The sequence below is a fragment of the Alkalihalobacterium alkalinitrilicum genome (assembly GCF_002019605.1).
GTDB lineage: Bacteria > Bacillota > Bacilli > Bacillales > Bacillaceae_F > Alkalihalobacterium > Alkalihalobacterium alkalinitrilicum.
In genome coordinates, this window is sequence record NZ_KV917368.1 from 2,411,902 (window position 1) to 2,428,418 (window position 16,517).

18 protein-coding genes and 1 pseudogene are annotated in these 16,517 nt (G+C 36.0%); 3 read left to right on the forward strand and 16 right to left on the reverse strand.

Annotated features, from left to right (window positions below):
- Window positions 1-40 precede the first annotated feature (40 nt).
- From BK574_RS11300 to BK574_RS11340, 9 genes are all read right to left on the reverse strand, one after another.
- Window positions 41-238: a DUF3906 family protein gene (locus BK574_RS11300; protein WP_078428681.1), complete on the reverse strand. Its 198-nt coding sequence runs from the start codon at window positions 236-238 to the stop codon at window positions 41-43.
- A gap of 5 nt (window positions 239-243) precedes the next feature.
- On the reverse strand, window positions 244-1,863 hold the full coding sequence (locus tag BK574_RS11305) for a nitrite/sulfite reductase (RefSeq protein ID WP_078428682.1): 1,620 nt from the start codon (window positions 1,861-1,863) through the stop codon (window positions 244-246).
- 26 nt (window positions 1,864-1,889) lie between these two features.
- Window positions 1,890-2,483, reverse strand: coding sequence for an adenylyl-sulfate kinase (gene cysC, locus BK574_RS11310; RefSeq protein WP_075384988.1), 594 nt, complete (start codon window positions 2,481-2,483; stop codon window positions 1,890-1,892).
- 84 nt (window positions 2,484-2,567) lie between these two features.
- Window positions 2,568-3,647 carry an inorganic phosphate transporter gene (locus BK574_RS11315; RefSeq protein ID WP_078428683.1) on the reverse strand — a complete coding sequence of 360 codons (1,080 nt, stop codon included), beginning with the start codon at window positions 3,645-3,647 and terminating at the stop codon, window positions 2,568-2,570.
- A 56-nt stretch (window positions 3,648-3,703) separates the two neighbouring features.
- On the reverse strand, window positions 3,704-4,846 hold the full coding sequence (gene sat / locus BK574_RS11320; RefSeq protein ID WP_078428684.1) for a sulfate adenylyltransferase: 1,143 nt from the start codon (window positions 4,844-4,846) through the stop codon (window positions 3,704-3,706).
- Window positions 4,847-4,849: 3 nt separating this feature from the next.
- Window positions 4,850-5,578 carry a phosphoadenylyl-sulfate reductase gene (locus tag BK574_RS11325; RefSeq protein WP_075384991.1) on the reverse strand — a complete coding sequence of 243 codons (729 nt, stop codon included), beginning with the start codon at window positions 5,576-5,578 and terminating at the stop codon, window positions 4,850-4,852.
- Between the two features lie 194 nt (window positions 5,579-5,772).
- The gene (locus BK574_RS11330) at window positions 5,773-5,922 is read right to left on the reverse strand and encodes a YezD family protein (RefSeq protein ID WP_075384992.1); all 150 of its coding nucleotides are present in this window, start codon (window positions 5,920-5,922) and stop codon (window positions 5,773-5,775) included.
- Between the two features lie 188 nt (window positions 5,923-6,110).
- Window positions 6,111-6,872 (reverse strand): DUF4097 family beta strand repeat-containing protein, encoded by a 762-nt coding sequence (locus BK574_RS11335; RefSeq protein ID WP_078428685.1) that lies wholly within the window; start codon window positions 6,870-6,872, stop codon window positions 6,111-6,113.
- A gap of 78 nt (window positions 6,873-6,950) precedes the next feature.
- A complete protein-coding gene (locus BK574_RS11340; protein ID WP_338020595.1) occupies window positions 6,951-7,184 on the reverse strand; it encodes a hypothetical protein in 234 nt (77 codons plus the stop codon).
- Between the two features lie 300 nt (window positions 7,185-7,484).
- On the opposite strand from BK574_RS11340, the gene cbpB reads away from it, so the two are divergent.
- From cbpB to BK574_RS11355, 3 genes are all read left to right on the forward strand, one after another.
- Window positions 7,485-7,922, forward strand: a complete 438-nt coding sequence (cbpB, locus tag BK574_RS11345; RefSeq protein ID WP_078428686.1) for a cyclic-di-AMP-binding protein CbpB — start codon at window positions 7,485-7,487, stop codon at window positions 7,920-7,922.
- Between the two features lie 415 nt (window positions 7,923-8,337).
- Entirely contained in the window at window positions 8,338-9,582 is a 1,245-nt protein-coding gene (locus BK574_RS11350) for a DUF4236 domain-containing protein (protein WP_078428687.1), read from the forward strand.
- A 9-nt stretch (window positions 9,583-9,591) separates the two neighbouring features.
- On the forward strand, window positions 9,592-10,200 hold the full coding sequence (locus BK574_RS11355; protein WP_078428688.1) for a CPBP family intramembrane glutamic endopeptidase: 609 nt from the start codon (window positions 9,592-9,594) through the stop codon (window positions 10,198-10,200).
- 57 nt (window positions 10,201-10,257) lie between these two features.
- Here BK574_RS11355 and BK574_RS11360 read toward each other — a convergent pair whose 3' ends face one another.
- The 7 genes and pseudogenes from BK574_RS11360 to BK574_RS11390 form a co-directional block, all read right to left on the reverse strand.
- Complete coding sequence (locus tag BK574_RS11360; protein WP_075384998.1) at window positions 10,258-10,695, reverse strand: YaaR family protein; 438 nt, start codon at window positions 10,693-10,695, stop codon at window positions 10,258-10,260.
- 116 nt (window positions 10,696-10,811) lie between these two features.
- Window positions 10,812-11,633 (reverse strand): flagellin N-terminal helical domain-containing protein, encoded by an 822-nt coding sequence (locus BK574_RS11365; RefSeq protein WP_075384999.1) that lies wholly within the window; start codon window positions 11,631-11,633, stop codon window positions 10,812-10,814.
- A gap of 23 nt (window positions 11,634-11,656) precedes the next feature.
- A complete protein-coding gene (gene fliS / locus BK574_RS11370) occupies window positions 11,657-12,079 on the reverse strand; it encodes a flagellar export chaperone FliS (RefSeq protein WP_075385000.1) in 423 nt (140 codons plus the stop codon).
- 66 nt (window positions 12,080-12,145) lie between these two features.
- Window positions 12,146-12,445 carry an EscU/YscU/HrcU family type III secretion system export apparatus switch protein gene (locus BK574_RS11375; protein ID WP_075385001.1) on the reverse strand — a complete coding sequence of 100 codons (300 nt, stop codon included), beginning with the start codon at window positions 12,443-12,445 and terminating at the stop codon, window positions 12,146-12,148.
- The gene (locus BK574_RS11380) at window positions 12,442-15,252 is read right to left on the reverse strand and encodes a hypothetical protein (protein WP_078428689.1); all 2,811 of its coding nucleotides are present in this window, start codon (window positions 15,250-15,252) and stop codon (window positions 12,442-12,444) included. The genes BK574_RS11375 and BK574_RS11380 overlap by 4 nt, the downstream gene beginning before the upstream one ends.
- A gap of 431 nt (window positions 15,253-15,683) precedes the next feature.
- Window positions 15,684-15,867: pseudogene (locus BK574_RS11385) on the reverse strand (lycopene cyclase family protein); the annotation flags it as partial.
- Window positions 15,868-15,969: 102 nt separating this feature from the next.
- On the reverse strand, window positions 15,970-16,476 hold the full coding sequence (locus BK574_RS11390; RefSeq protein WP_075385003.1) for a MarR family transcriptional regulator: 507 nt from the start codon (window positions 16,474-16,476) through the stop codon (window positions 15,970-15,972).
- Window positions 16,477-16,517: the final 41 nt, after the last annotated feature.

Below are 16,517 nucleotides of genomic sequence, written 5' to 3' on the forward strand. Positions count from 1 at the left end.
TTTTGTCAGAATGAGACAAAAAGCTTTTCATATGATAAATCTATTTAACCATAAATCCCGTTCCGGTTCGTACTGGCTTTTTCTCAACGAGAACGACTTCTTTTATCTTTGGTAACTTTAAATACTCTTTCTCTACCTCTATCTCAGCTAAGTTAAATGCTGCTTCTTCCTCTTTAGCCGCTACAATTACAGTGACAATGGTATCTTCCAACGTAACTTCAAAACGAAATAGATACATCGGTTTTATGCATGTGCCGTAAGAATTTGATCTAAACTTTCTTGAATGGCATCAATACCAACTCGCTGACTAAACTGATAGAAGTTTTCTTTTGGTTGTTTCTTTTCCTTAAAGATAGACAATAATTGTTCAAGTACTACATTAAGCTCATCTGCATCCACTTTTCCTTTAAGCTTCTCATTAAATTGAGCGACCTCTTTTTCTAACGTACCGCCAACATAAATTTCAAACGCTTCAACCATCCCTTTATCTGGGGTTTTCATTTTGACACCTTGGAGTCCTATATCTGCAATTTGACGTTGACCACAGGAATTCGGACAACCCACCATATGGAAACGTACTGGAACATCAAGCTCTATTTTAGTATCTAGATATTCTGCAACTCGTCTCATTCTTTCTTTCGTTTCAACGATTGCAAGATTACAATATTCAATTCCTGTACAGGAAACAGAATAACCAATAAAACCTTTAGGATTTACATGGATACGTTCGAACAATTTTTCTCGCAAAAGCAGATCTACCTTTTCGTTTGGTACATTTGGCACAATCAAATTTTGCGAATTACATGTGCCGATTTCACCATTTCCATATTCTCTTGCAATTCGGGCAAGGTCAAACCATTCAACCGAACTCATACGACCTACTGGTACATTAAACCCTACATAACTTAACCCTTCTTGTTTTTGCGGGTACGCACCATAAAAATAGCCTGCGTTCCAATCTTTTACTTGACATGTTCCTTTTGCTGGTAATTCACCATAATACTCAACGAGCTTATCTTTAAATTTCTCAACACCCCAATCAGCAATTAAGAACTTTAAACGGGCACGATGACGTTTCTCACGGTAACCATGATCACGGTAAACCGAAGTGATCGCAATTGCTACATCTTTAACTTGCTCAGGTCGAACAAAAACATCAAGCTCTTCTGCTAAGTATGGTTTCGCAGATAGTCCCCCACCTACTTTAACATGGAAACCAACGACTTCTTCACCATCGATTTCTTTAGTTGCTGGTGTAAATGCTAAACAGTTGATTTTGTCATTTCCTGCATTATGTACATTTGCTGAAATTGACATTTTATATTTACGTGGTAAGTTCGAAAAGTCTTCATTTCGCTGGAAGAAACGGTATACGTCTTCAACAATTTCACGTGTGTCAAATAGTTCATTTGGATCAATGCCCGCTAATGGATTACCAACAATCGTACGAGGAATATCTCCACAAGCTCCTACCGATGAAAGGCCGACACTTTCTAAACGTTTAAAAATATCAGGCATTTGTTCAATTGTTAACCAGTGATATTGAATCGCTTGTCTCGTTGTAATATCAATGACATCTCGACCATAATCACGCCCAATACCAGCTAAAACTTCAGCTTGTTCGTTTGTAATAATTCCAGATGGAATGTTCACTCGCATCATAAAATAACCGTCTTCTTTCGGCTTTTGCAAATAAAGACCCGCCCATTTAAACAGGCTCCACTCTTCTTTTGGTATTGATTCAAAGCCTTCCTTTGCATATTTATCAATATCATTTAAGATTTCGAGGCCATCTTTGACTAACTTTAACTTCTCATCTTTACTTATCTTCTCATCGTTAGCCCACGTTTTTTCATAAGCCATTCTTTCTTCCCCCTAAAACTTCTGTATTATATAATTTGTTTGTCCTCTAAGTATTGTACGACACGGTTAGCTGCTTCTTCAATTGTTAATTTATCCGTTTCGATTAATAACTCTGGAGAAATTGGCTCTTCATACGGTGAACTAATCCCAGTAAATTCTGGGATTTCTCCTGCTCTGGCCTTTTTATATAACCCTTTCGGATCTCTTTCTTCACACTTTTCAAGTGAGCATTTGACATAAATTTCTACAAACTCATCTGCTTCAACGATATGCCGAACGTTATCGCGGTCTTCACGAAAAGGAGAAATAAACGCAGTACTCGTAATGACACCTGCATCTACAAAAAGTTTTGCTACTTCGCCAATTCGACGAATATTTTCTTTACGATCATCATCACTAAAACCTAGACCTTTATTCAAACCGAGGCGGATGTTGTCCCCATCAAGAACATAACTATTGATATTCCGTTTGTATAGCAGATGATCTACAGCATTCGCTAACGTAGATTTACCAGAACCCGAAAGACCCGTAAACCACAAAATAGCACTCTTATGTTTATTTTTATCTTGTCGCTGAGATTTTTCTATAGTCGATTGATGCCAAACGATGTTATTACTCATTATTCCACTCCTCATATATATAAATTCATATCGTTTTACTATGTTTTAAAATCAAGTAAAGGTTATCATAGTCATTGACTGATCTTATATTCCCCCACCTTGATCATGTAAGGCACGCTTTTCCTTTTTAACAGCCCGAGCCAAGCTTATCGAGCCTACTGTTGCAATAAATACACTTACAATGACGACAGCTGTGTAAAAATCAGCTTGTAAGAAGACGAGAATTAACCCATAACTCATTACTAATGAAAAAACCGGAGAAACTATCCATACTTTAATAATTTTTTTTATGATTCCCTTTTGCCATAATTGGAAACCGTTATCCGCAGTACCAATTCCTACAATTGCAGACGTAGTCACTTGTGTTAACGGTACAGGTAATCCAAATAGAGAAGCGACAATAACTAACGTACCACCTGTCGTTGAAACAGCCGTTCCTTGCATTAAAGAAAGTTTTGTAATCTGCTTTCCATTCGTTTCTAATACTCGACCACCTAAAAAAATAGCTCCTAAACCTACAAACAATCCACCAACGATTACTGCTGTATTAATATCAATTAGTCCAGCTCCAACTAGTGGTCCTACAGCATTTGCTACATTATTCATTCCTGCTGCATAGGCTTCTAAACACCCTGCTAAAATTAACAAGACTACCAGGACTTTTTTCCACTTTCCTTTTCCTGTTAAGCTAGGATACTTTTTCTCTAGTTTTGTAATAAACTTTCCTGATACATAAGCTAATATAAAAGCAACAATAGGTACTATTACCCAGAACGATACGATAACTAGTAGTTTTTGAAAATACAGTGCTTGAAAGGCAATACCAGCACCTACAATTGCACCAACAACAACTTCACTTGTGGAAAGAGGTATGCCTAGTAAATTAGCTATAAACAAAGTTAAGCAAGCTGATCCTAAAATGATGATTACTAACTGAACGTCTATGATCGAGGAGGGTATAATTCCCCCACCAATCGTTTTTACCACTTCACCACCGGCTAAGGCCCCAACAAATGCACTTATTGCAACTAATATCATCGCTACCCTCTTTTTAGGAATAGCTCCACTTCCGTAAGCAGGTCCCATCGCTGCAGCTGTACCACTTGCACCAATATTCATAGCAAAGAATAAAGCAATAATATAAGCAATTGAAATTAGTAACATATTCCAATCACCACCTCAGCGCGATGATGAACTTTTCTCATACTAATCTCTTCTCCTTATGCATGAATCTTGCTCATGCCACGAATTAATACTTCTACAACCTCTTTACGACTAAACTCAGGTGGTGGAGTTTGACCATTGCTTAACATTTCGCGCACCTTTGTTCCTGATAAAATGGCATGAAGTTCTTTACCGTGCGGGCACGTTTTCGTACTCGCCATATTACCGCACGCTTTGCAATAAAAACTATGTTCAAAGAAAAGTGGTGTAATTCCCAGTTCTTCTGAAGTAAAGTTTTTAAATATTAATTGTGCGTCATAAGTACCATAATAATCACCAACACCTGCATGGTCGCGCCCGACAATGAAATGTGTGCAACCATAATTTTTACGAACCATCGCATGGAAGATCGCTTCTCTTGGACCTGCATAACGCATAGCTGCTGGGAAAACACCTAAAAACACACGATTTTCAGGATAGTAATTTTTTAATAGCACCTGATAACTTTCCATTCGAACATCCGCTGGAATGTCATCTGATTTCGTTTCACCTACTAGAGGGTTTAAAAATAAACCATCCACAATTTCTAATGCTGATTTTTGAATATATTCATGAGCCCGGTGTACAGGATTTCGTGTTTGGAATCCGACAACTGTTGCCCATCCTTTTTCTTGGAATGTTGCTCTCGTTTCTATAGGATCAAGGTAGAACTCCTTAAATTTCTCACGCTCAATCCGTTTGACAAGCGTTATTGGGCCAGCAACGTATACATTTGGACGTGAAAATAGTTTAGCGACACCAGGATGAGCTTTGTCTGTCGTACGATACACATTTTCAGCCTCTACTTCTTTATTAGGTTCATACAGTTCAGTTACTTCAATCACACCGTATACTGAGCCGTCCTTCACAAGCTTTACTTGTTCACCAATCACGAGTTGTTGACTTTTTTCTGTTGTTACAGGTAATGTAATTGGAATACTCCAAACATTTCCGTCTGCTAATCTCATTTTTTCTACAACAGATTTATAGTCTACTTGATTCATAAATCCTGTTAGCGGGCTAAATGCACCGTTAGCAATTAATTCCAAATCCGATAAAGAAAAATCATCTAATTCAATTTCCTTTGAAATATTAGAAAAATCGAATGTTTCGTCAATTAAATTGATAAGTTTACCACCATGTGCTTGAATTGTAGTCATTGTCTACTCTCTCCCTTTATTTTCAGATAAATGTAAACCACATTCTGTTTTAGCTGAATTCGCCCAACGGCCACTTCTTGGATCCATTCCTTCAGCTACTTGTGAAGTACAATGAAAGCAACCAATACTAGGATAGTTGTTATCATGTAATTCGTTATATGGAAGGTTATGAAGCTTGATATACATCCAAACTTCTTCTTCTTTCCAGTGAATAAGTGGACATACCTTAATTGAATGAAATCGCTGGTCGATATTCACGTACTGCGTATTACTCCGGGTGGGGGACTGTTCTCTGCGCAAACCTGAAATCCAAGCTGTGTACTTCGAAAGTTCCTTTTCTAATGGTTCAAGCTTACGCAACTGACAGCAACGGTCTGGATTTCTTTCCCATAACTTTTCTCCGTACTCTTCTTGTTGCTGATCAACAGTAAGAGGCGGTTCTATCATTTGGATATTCAACTTTGGATATTTTTGTTTTGCTTTTTCAATTAGGTCATAAGTTTCTTTGAAATGAAAGTTAGTGTCCAGAAATAAGATTGTTGCATCAGATTTCACCTTACTTATTAAATCAACCAATACAACTCCTTCAGCACCAAAACTACATGAATATACCAATTGATCTCCGTACGTTTCATATGCCCACTTTAAAACATCTAGTGTGTCTTTTCCTTTTAATACTTCATTGTTTAAATGTTGTAGTTCTTTTTCAGAAACAGTTTGAAAAGTAACCATTCAACACCTCTCCTCTCAATTGGACTATGATAAAAGGGTTTCTTTAAACAAAACCTTTAAATAAGTACTTTAACACATATTAAATACAGTGTTTTACTATGTTTTTTTTATAAAAATAGGCGGCATTCAGCAAGGAATACCCACAACTGAACGCCGCCTCTAGTTTTTCTAGTCAGCAAGCACTTTTATCGGTTTTATTTTAAGCGAACTTTTTCATTTTTTTCAATTTGAATTATTTTTTCATCTTGAACGACAAGCGTTATTGAGCCATACTTTAAGTCGTTGAGGAGAAGCTTTATTTTTTCAAATACTTTCTCTAGATCCTGATCATTCCTTTTCCCCATCGGCTCTTCCTCCCTATTTTTAATTCCGTGTATCTTTATCAGATTTATATGTTTAATAGCATTATATACATCTTATAACAGGGTGTCAACCGACTTTTTCGAAAAATAAAAAACTGGACTTCAAAATAAAATGTCAGCCACCTCAGCATGAAAACTGGAGTGCCTGACACCTTTTTATTAAGCCCTATTTACTGATTAATTTCACCTGTTACATTGGTAATTTCAATCGTTCCACTTCGATTTTCTAAGATGTGAACGTCACCGTCGACTTGATCAACAAATATCGATCCAGATCCACTTCGTATTTGAATCATTCCTGTTATATTTTCAATATTAATTTCTCCAGAACCGCTAATTAATTTAATATCTCCTGTGCTTTCCATAATATGAACTACGCCTGAATTATTATTAATACTTATGTTCCCTATACTATCCATTAATTCGATCGCACCAGTACCGTCTGTAATAGAAATATCACCTTCAATACTTTCAAGCGTAATTTTTCCAGCACCCTGGTTAAGTGTTAATGAATTAGTTAAGTCTTGTAATCTTAAATTACCACCATCATGGTTTATAACGACTTCAAGATCATCTGGAATAAATGCCTTAATATGAATTCGAGCTTCTACCGGGGACTCATTTCCACGATAGATGTTTGTAATTAAATGAGCACTATCTCCTTCTTGCTCAATTGAAACCGACATGTTATCATCTTGAAATTTCTGCGCCAGCTCTTCTTCTTCACTTCTTGAAGCGAAAGTAGCAACCACTTTAATATCGTCTCGTTTTTCGCCTGTAATTTCTATTTCACCCTCATCCAAATCCATGATTATGCTAGTTAATTCTGATGCGTTTAATGATAATTCTTGTTCTTCTTGTATCATCGTTAAATTACAACCAACTAAAAATAGTAGACCAATTAATACGAATAAAAAGCCAAGTTTTTTCATTGAAAAATAACCTTCTTTCACCCTTTATCTATAACGGCTATACAATACCACAAGGTAAATTACGTGTACAGTGAAAACTTAGCGTCTTTTTATAAGGTCAGAAAAATGAACAATCTCAGCTGGTTGTTTTTTCATAGCAATAAATTCCGTTCGAAATCCGTCTTTTTCTCTTTTCAAAAACGTTTCTTTTGTAATAGGTCTCGGCGCTGACCAAGTTAATGATTTAATATTTTCCCACGAATCATGAGTAATAATCTCTTGTTTATAGTAGTAACAGTTACCTGAAGGATACTGCTTACATATATACTTCACTGTTTGTTTGGTATGCATTAGTCGTTCAGCTCTCTTTTCGTTATTTCATATAGTCTAGTCTGACCAGCTTTATGCATTTTCAAACGAACACTTCCTTCTCTTTCAAAACTGCTTCATTAAGGCTTTATCAGATTTAAAGTAATTCATATTTTTCTTATCATCAGTCAACCCTTTACCTACATATAATAATTGCGGAAGCGCTTTCTATTGTTCTTGACAAAATTTTCTGTTCCTCATAGTATTAAATTGTGCACAATTACTTCGATTGACAATTTTTATAGAGAAGAAGTGATGCTGATCATGCTACAAAAGTTAAAGAACAGTAATATTATGGATAAAGAAATCCAAGAGCTAATGATTTCAGCGGACAAAGTTGCTAACGTCCAATTAGGAAACCCTCTAGAGCACGCCCTTCTTGTACTTATTAAATCTGGTTACTCTGCAATTCCAGTTCTAGATTCCTCAAATAGATTGCATGGACAAATTAGTAAGGCACTTATTTTAGACTCTATTCTAGGACTCGAGCGAATTGAATTAGAACGACTAAATGAGCAGCGTGTAGAAGATGTAATGGAAGTCAAAATACCATGGATTAATAAAAACTCTACATTTTCTAGAGCATTAGCGATGTCTATTAACCATCCATTCATTTGCATACTTGATGATGATCGCTCGTTTATCGGAATATTGACCCGCAGATCCATCTTAGCTTTAATTAATCGCTATTTACAAAAATAAACATTTTAATAAACTGATCCTCTTCAAAGTGATCAGTTTATTTTTTACGTGGTTGGAGATAAAGGACATCCCCTCTTATTTATTGTTAAATTTATCATTTCAATTGTATTTCCAGAGATGGTCCTAGGATTAGAAACAATTTTAACCTTTGGAAAAGAGGTGATTTGAGATAATTATCAGCTGTCTTAAAAAAATCCCAAACTTCTGTTAGCGGAGTGTCAATCATTGTTTCATATATAAATCTCCTATTACCCAAAGATAACCCCCTCAATCGTTTATCGTTATTTGTAATTTTATAGTACAATACATGTTAGAAAACACTATTTTTATATAAACGTTAGTGATGTTATCACATTTCCTCTTTTCCTAAAAAAAGAACTGAATAGTTAACATACAGTATGAACGGAGGTTAATCATGAGTTTTCGATTTCAAAAACGTGTGCGAGTGGCACCTGGTGTACGTCTAAATATAAGTAAGCGAGGTATCAGTACTTCTATTGGACCTAGAGGTACTAGTTTAACGTTAGGAAAACGTGGTCTATACGGTAATGTTGGTATTCCAGGAAGTGGACTTTCGTACCGAACACGAATTGATCGTCGTACTGGTAATCGATTATTTAATGTTTCTCATCGCCAAAACACGTATGAAGATGTTCAATTATCGTTAAATCAACAAGATAATAACATTCAATTTATGACTAAAACAGGTGACCCTCTACCAAGTTCATTAGAAAAAAAACTTTATAAAGAGTTTTCATCTGAAATTGAGGAGGTGTATCGGGAAAAAGAACAACAAGTTAACGCACAAACTGAGCAACTATTACAATTACATCATCAAGTATTCCACCCTTTTACCTTTAAAGAATTACAACAATTAATTAATAAGACTGTTTCATTTGACGAACAGCCACCTGATCAAAAAACTATATACCAAAAAGTGAAACAAGAACATGAAAACCAACTAAATTTACTAACAAGATTATCTTTATTCCTCCCTTCTAAAAGGAAAGAATTTGAAGAAACCATTTCAACAGAAACTGAACAAATTTTCCATACTGAAATGGAAGATTATCATGAACAAAAAACACTATATATAGAGGAAAAACAAAAACGTGAACGTCTTCTGAATGCTATTTTACAACATGATTCACAAGCTACCGAAGAGTGGCTCGCATTACATTTAGAAGAACTTGATTTTCCGTTAGAAACAAATGTAGACTTTCAAATGTTAAACGAAACAACCATTTATTTTGACGTTGATTTACCCGAACTTGAGGAGGTACCATTAGAAAAAGCAACTATTCTAAAATCAGGGAAACTTAAGGTGCAAGAAAAATCACAACGGGAAACGAGAGAGCATTACGCGTTAATGGTGGGAGGTACAGCACTGTATTTATGTTCGTTTGCCTTTGCATTTGTTCCAAACATTGATACCGTTGTAATTTCTGGATATACTCAACGACTAAATGAGTCAACTGGTCATAAAGACGATACATACATCTATAGCTTAATCGTAGAACGTGATCGCTTCTATTCATTAAACATGAGCGCTGTTCACCCTATATTAGCTTTCGAAAATTTTAAACATCGGTTAAACACAACAAAAACGTTTATATTTAAGGAAATTGTTCCTTACTCTCCAGACGAGTTTGTAGAGTAGATATATATCATGAATAATCACTTTAAACATCTATTTTTGGGGATGATTAGTGCTCATCTATTATTATGGGCAAGTTTTTATTGGCAACCTTTCACATTTTGGATTGTCTTTCCATGCTCTTTATTTATTTTAATTGGAATAGCTATCTTTTTAACCCCTGTTGATATGCGTACTGTAACACCATTTGACTATATACTAGCTATTGGTTCAGGCGTTGGTCTTTATATAATTTTTGTTTGCGGGAAATTTTTGATTGAGTGGCTTAATCTACCCTTTCTTGATCAACTTACAACTCTTTATACGCTCGTACAACCTAAAGAGTGGTGGCAGTTTGCATTACTCTTTCTAATTGTTATTCCAGGGGAAGAAATATTTTGGCGAGGATTTGTATTTCAAAAATTACTCAATTGGTTGAGGCCTACTTTTGCCATTGCCTTGTCATCGGTTCTGTATGCTTCGGCACACATTTATGCAGGAACAGTTCTCTTGTTAGTTGCCGCCCTCGTTGCAGGTCCAGTCTGGGCATATCTTTATTATCGAACAAAGAATATCGCCATTGTAATATTATCTCACCTGATATTTGACCTCCTCTTGTTAGTTTGGTTACCACTCCTTTAAGGTTTTTTGTGTAAAAAAGAAAAGAAGAGGATGGCTCGCGAGTAGTCATCCTCTTTTTTATGCATAGATATTAACAAGTAACCCTTTAATTTCTCCAACCATATCTAAAATTTCTAACCCTTTTCTTTGCTTATCTAAAACGGCATTCGTTAAATCAAGAAGTTTTCGATCAACCTCTTGTACAACTTTATATACTTTCGTTCGACCCCGACGATTAAAACCACGTTTCTCCTCTAAACGCAGTCCCAGCTCCACCGCGTCTTCCATAAATTCTTTTATAAGTGCCTTGTATTTTCGAAGTTCATCTACAGTCCGGGTTTCAGCTAATACCTTTCCTTGATCATCAATCTTTTGCATCAATTGATGGACACGCTCGTACGCTTTTTCATCCCGCTGTTTGCCCATTACTTCAGAAAATGAAACAGAAGCGGTTGGTCCTTGGTTTTTGGGCTCGACTTTATTTAAATTCGCTCTGCCAATTCGTTGAACGTCCATGACTTTACCGCCTTCACTTCGTTTTCTTTTCTCATTTTATCACATGTTTGTCGAAACGATAAGTTCAAGAAAAATGAAGACTTGACCTTTTTTGACCAAGTCTCCAGAAGTATCCACTATTGTAGTAATTGAAGAACACCTTGTGGTAATTGATTAGCTTGAGCAAGCATTGCCGTAGCCGATTGGTTAAGGATATTATTCTTCGTAAACTCTGTCATTTCAAGTGCCATATCGGCATCACGAATACGTGATTCTGCAGCGCTTAAGTTTTCATGCGTTGTTTGTAAATTGTTAATCGTATGTTCAAGACGATTTTGGATTGCTCCTAACTTAGAACGATTTTCTGAAACAGTTTTAATAGCTGTATCGATTTGATCTATTGCATTATTAGCATTTACATGACTGTCAACCGATATATTTGCAACTCCTAATGTTGTGGCATCCATTTTATCTATTTGGAGGTTAACCTTCTGATTACTATTTGCTCCGATTTGGAAGTCTATCCCTGGAGCCGCCATAGTTCCACCATCTAGTATTTTTTTCTTATTGAACTCCGTTTTCTCAGAAATACTTTTAATTTCATCAACGAGCTCATCAATTTCATTTTTTATGGCTTGTCTATCCTCTGCTTCATAAGTATCATTTGCTGCTTGCACCGCAAGTTCACGCATTCTTTGTAACATTGCATGAATTTCCTGCATCGCACCTTCTGCTGTTTGAATGAGAGATACTCCATCTAATGCATTTCTTTCTGCTTGTTTTAATCCACGAATTTGTGATCGCATTTTTTCAGAGATTGCAAGGCCTGCCGCATCGTCTGCTGCACGATTTATTCTTAGGCCAGAAGATAACTTTTCAAGGTTTTTCGATGTAGAGAATTGATTTTGATTTAAGTTACGATAAGCATTCAATGCTTGAATATTGTTATTAATTTTCATAATATTAGAGCTCCCTTTAAAATTTAGTTATCGTAAATTGAATTTTGCTCATAAGCATTCGCTTTTTGTTTAATCGTTTTTGATTGAATATCCCTATTGTCTACCAATGCTTTAGACCATGCAGAAGAAATGTTAGTTAAAAGTATTATAACTTCATCTATAATAGCAACATCTTTGTATATATTAGCTTTTATTAAACACTCTGCCATATAGTTATAAACTGCTTCTAATTGATCCGCAATAATACCTGCTTCATAATTTAAACCAGAACCTAAACGGTGTAGTATATCGTTCGCCTTTTGAAGCTTACTATTTGCTAGACTATAGTTTTTTTCTATAATGGCCTCTTTGCTTTCTTCAAGATTAACAATGCATGCTTCATAAAGGAGTGCCGTAATTTCTTGTGGGGATTTCTTATGAAGTGCTTCCTTTGTAATAAGTGACACGCATGCCCCTCCCAACTTCAATTATCAATTTATATATGCTTATTATCGGTAGAATTTTGTCAAAGTTTAATACTTTTTCTCCATTTCTTCGATAAGAAGTAAAATTTCAGCCATAACCGAATACAATTGTGGTGGAATATTATCGCCTAAATCCATATCTAGCAAGTTCTCTACTAATAAAGGATCTTCTTGCATATGAATATTATTTTTTTTAGCTAGATTAATAATTTGATTAGCGACATCTCCTTTTCCTTGAGCCACTACTTTTGGAGCACCCCCGTCTTCCTTATCATATTGAATCACTGCAGCTGTTTGTCCATTCGTTGCACGCCGCTGTTTATGGTTAAAGTGTTTAGAGATCATCATATTTTGAAATCAAAGCCTTTCTCTGTATATATTGGTTGTTGGGTTGTTTTTTGTACATCATTAGCATCGGATGTAGACGCTTGGTTTTCTTGAGTTGAAGACAGTTTCGTATATTTTATTCCATTTACGCTATAGCCAATCTCTTGAATATTATCTATACATTGATCTACGAGAGGTTCCATGCGCGTTTGGAACATCGGTTGATTATTCTTTAACGTAACAGATAAGTTTCGATCAACGACAGAAACCATAATTCCAACTTCACCTAGTTTAGGTGTATCTATTAAAAAGTATAGATTACAGTTTTCCCAATCGACTTGCTGTCCTTCATTTCTTGAATTAATAAAAACTTGCAGATTCTCTACTTGTTCTTCTAGTAAAAATGGTAAGTTAAAAAACATACTTTGTAAGTTTCCTTGGTCAGACTTACTCAAAAGCTGTTGACCCGTTATATTGTTTAAGACCTGATTAGCTTGTTGACTGAGGCGACTACCTTCCTCTTCTCCTCTCATCAGCGTCATTAATGCTGTCTTTAAGTTACGCTGATTGGCTTCTTGTTGAGCTTGATCGCGTGGATTAGTTAGCATCAATCCAAGTTCACTGTCACGATTTAAGCCTAGACTTCGAACCATTTCAAAAGCTTGACGAGCCGACGCTTCTTGCCCATATGAAGGCTTGAGAATATCATTCATTTGATTCATAATGTGCTGAGTTGGCGATTTGGAATCAAGGTGTTGACGTTCATTACTAATAAAGTGCATTACTTTTGTTTCTGAAGGTTTAAATTGCAAGCGTTCAACAAGTCCCTTTACCTCTTGAACGATCCGATTTGCTTCTTGAAATTGTCCTTTTGAGAGCAACTTTTTAGCTTCAGCCAATTGACTACTAGCTTGCATTAACCTTTTTTCTGTTTTCATGTCCGTTAGTAACATCATTTCACTTTTTAAAATAGCGTTATCTAGTTGTTTTATCGATGTCTCTAGCAATGGCTTCACTTGATGTTGTGCTTGGTTTTTAAATTGATCAATTAGTCTATTGGCCACATCTAAATTTCTTGAAATCTCCCGTTGAAGATTTTTAAAATCAGCAGCAGCTTGAGCTAACTTTTCAGTAATCGTTGTTACCGCAATATCTTTACTATTTAATTGCATACTGGTCTGGAAATGCTCATGATTTATATATTGATTTTGCTCAACGGGTTGTCTATTCGATTCTGGTGTAGGAACTTGCTCGCTGGCAATCGCTTGTTTTTCAAGTTGATTTAATGTTTCTAATAATTGTTGTCTTGCTGCCATTTCTCTTCCTTGACTTAGTAGCTTTTTACTTTCCTCAGTTGCTTGTATCACTTTTTCAACAATTTGTACATCACGATTCGAATTTTGATTGATTTGTACTTTCACTTGTTCAATCACTCGTTCAAAATTCGCTTCTCTTTGAAGTAGTTGTTGCATTTGCTGGAGAGTTTCACTGAGTCGCTGATCAGTAGGTTGACTTTGTACAGTTGAATTCACTGAAGCTTCTAATCGATTAAAACCTACAGTTTCAGTTTTCCCTGTAGCACGCTCGATATTTTGTAGAGCTTTTAATATGCGCTCCCTTGCAACGGTTTCAATTTGTTGAGTTTGATTAATCACTCTTTCTACTTGAAACTGTATATTACGATCTACCGATTGATTAGAAATATGATGACGAAGTTGTTCTACACTTCTTTGCATATTTTGATCCCGTCCAAGTTGTTCTCTCACTTCTCGTATAACTTCGCGTGATCGAGTGTTATCTGCCGTCTTCGGTTGATTGTTTAGCTGCCTCTCTATCGTTAGAAGAGATTGAACCATGCGATCTTGACTCACTTGTAAAAGTTGTCGTGTCTCTCTACTCGCTTTGTCGAGAACTTGTACTGTTTCACGACCGACCGCTGGGTTATTTACGATTTGTTGGCGGACTTGCTCCACCGCTCGTTGTACATTCGGTTCTCGTTGAACTTGCTCACGCACTTGACGGGTTTGATCGCTCACTCGTCGGTCCGCTGCGAGTCGTTGTTCTACATTTCTCAGATTTTCTGTTGCTTGTTGACGAGAAGCACTTCCTTCTATACGATTTTCACTTGGTACAGACCCTCTTGAACTTCCTTCGTTACGCTGATGTTGTTCAAACTTTCGCACGGCTTCATTTACTTGACGTTCTCTATTTTGCCTTGCTTGTTCATTCTCTCGTTCAAGTGTACTATTTGGAGTGACCTCTTTTGAAATTTCAGATAAAACTTGACCAATCGGCCGTCCATGGATGGCTTCATGAACAGCACGAATTTGTGCAGAATTTACTTCTAACCTTTTATTTCCCATAACCTCAATCGTTTGTTGCCGTTGTACTAATGTACCCTGCTTCGAATTAAGATATCGTTGCAACTCTTGAACTGCTTCTCTAGTTAAAGGTACACCTTTGTCAAGTAATACCTGTGCAGCTTGACGTACTTCGGTTGTAGGAGGTTGAGCCGCTCCAAGGTTTCGTAGAACACGATTGATATCTTTTTGATCACCTTGTTGAGAAACTGTTATACTTCGTTCTTCACCGATGGAACGAACAGAAGGAATATCTTGTCTATTCTCCCTTACTTGAATAGTTACTCGGTCCCCAGCAGGTGCACTCCCTTCCCATCTTGTATGAACTTCTCGTCCACGAATTTGTAATATAGCCTCATTTCCAGGCAAACGCTCTTTAACTGTTGCTCGATAAACTTCGCCTTCACGTAAGTTTAGCGTACGATCTGATGTCTGTTGTGCAGCGTTTGTTTGATTAGTTATTTGCATCTTAGTTCCTCCCGTACATTATCTCTATCTCTAATATCGGTCTAACTTTCAAAAAGGTTTATGAACAATTTTTGGAGGATTTTTATTTATGCTTATTTTTTTACTTTAAAAAGGAAGACCCTCTTTAAAATATAGTAAAAATGGGTGTCATGCCTTACTTTAATTTCTAAAAAAACAATAAAGATTAACAACTCAAAAAGGATGCGAGTTATACAATTTAACTCACACCCTTTTGTTCAACACCCACTTATACAGTTAGAAATTGTTTCGATTCTTTCTATACAACTGCTCGTGCAACGTGTACTCCATTTGCCAACTTGTCCTAATCCACGTGTAATACCTGCCCCATCTCCTCCAGCTACATACAAGTGTTTATTAAATCTTGCATAATTACATTTGACGTTTCAACTCGAACACCTTTAACTTTCAAACCCTGCTGGTGGTGGGTACTTTTCTATTTTCTTTTCATTAATTAAGCATCTTCTACTATAAATGAAATGACCTTTGTCTATTAAATAAAACTCCTAAGTTAGGATTTGAGTTTAATAGTTCGTAAGCAGTAAAAATACCAGCTGGCCCTGCGCCAACGATAATTACATCGTAGTTATTCATCATCCAGTCACCCTCTTCTCTCATATTCATAACCCTTAATTATACTATTAAATGAGGAGCTGGATTTTAATCTTTATCCGAACGTTTTTTTATATCAATATAAAATCATTCGTTTTTCTCACTTGTAATGCTTGAGTTACTCGTTCTTTCCACCCATTGTACAAATTCTTGACCATAATAATGTTTACAAAAATCCTTCACAAACTCGAATATAGCTTCTAGTCTTTGTTTTTTTTCATCATCTTCGTTCATATAGTCTTCAATAAATTTTGAAAAATGATATGTAAATTGCGATGTTTCCTGGCGTTTCTCTTCCCCTTCTGGTGTTAACATCACGTATGAGACACGTAGATCATTTTCGTCTTTTATCGTTTGAACGAGTCCTTTTGTTTTTAAACGTTTAATCACTTGCATTACTGTTGATAGATCCCACAACCCAACCTTAGCAATTTGTGACATCGAAACTTTTTTTTCAAAATAGATGATCCAGATCATATGCTGTTCTGATTGTGTAATTCCAACTTCTTGAGCAGATTTTTGCCAATCCTCATCTACTACTTTGTAAGTCGCTCGAAAATAATTTAACATTTGATGTATAGTGTTATAATCCAAATTTCCTAACCCCTTTCTCCTATCACTTATATTAAGTATTT

Bases quoted from the DNA above. Each gene is read 5' to 3' on its own strand.
- BK574_RS11300 (WP_078428681.1), bottom strand. From the start codon at position 238: ATGTATCTATTTCGTTTTGAAGTTACGTTGGAAGATACCATTGTCACT.
- BK574_RS11305 (WP_078428682.1), bottom strand. From the start codon at position 1,863: ATGGCTTATGAAAAAACGTGGGCTAACGATGAGAAGATAAGTAAAGAT.
- cysC (WP_075384988.1), bottom strand. From the start codon at position 2,483: ATGAGTAATAACATCGTTTGGCATCAATCGACTATAGAAAAATCTCAG.
- BK574_RS11315 (WP_078428683.1), bottom strand. From the start codon at position 3,647: ATGTTACTAATTTCAATTGCTTATATTATTGCTTTATTCTTTGCTATG.
- sat (WP_078428684.1), bottom strand. From the start codon at position 4,846: ATGACTACAATTCAAGCACATGGTGGTAAACTTATCAATTTAATTGAC.
- BK574_RS11325 (WP_075384991.1), bottom strand. From the start codon at position 5,578: ATGGTTACTTTTCAAACTGTTTCTGAAAAAGAACTACAACATTTAAAC.
- BK574_RS11330 (WP_075384992.1), bottom strand. From the start codon at position 5,922: ATGGGGAAAAGGAATGATCAGGATCTAGAGAAAGTATTTGAAAAAATA.
- BK574_RS11335 (WP_078428685.1), bottom strand. From the start codon at position 6,872: ATGAAAAAACTTGGCTTTTTATTCGTATTAATTGGTCTACTATTTTTA.
- cbpB (WP_078428686.1), top strand. From the start codon at position 7,485: ATGCTACAAAAGTTAAAGAACAGTAATATTATGGATAAAGAAATCCAA.
- BK574_RS11350 (WP_078428687.1), top strand. From the start codon at position 8,338: ATGAGTTTTCGATTTCAAAAACGTGTGCGAGTGGCACCTGGTGTACGT.
- BK574_RS11355 (WP_078428688.1), top strand. From the start codon at position 9,592: ATGAATAATCACTTTAAACATCTATTTTTGGGGATGATTAGTGCTCAT.
- BK574_RS11360 (WP_075384998.1), bottom strand. From the start codon at position 10,695: ATGGACGTTCAACGAATTGGCAGAGCGAATTTAAATAAAGTCGAGCCC.
- BK574_RS11365 (WP_075384999.1), bottom strand. From the start codon at position 11,633: ATGAAAATTAATAACAATATTCAAGCATTGAATGCTTATCGTAACTTA.
- BK574_RS11375 (WP_075385001.1), bottom strand. From the start codon at position 12,445: ATGATGATCTCTAAACACTTTAACCATAAACAGCGGCGTGCAACGAAT.
- BK574_RS11380 (WP_078428689.1), bottom strand. From the start codon at position 15,252: ATGCAAATAACTAATCAAACAAACGCTGCACAACAGACATCAGATCGT.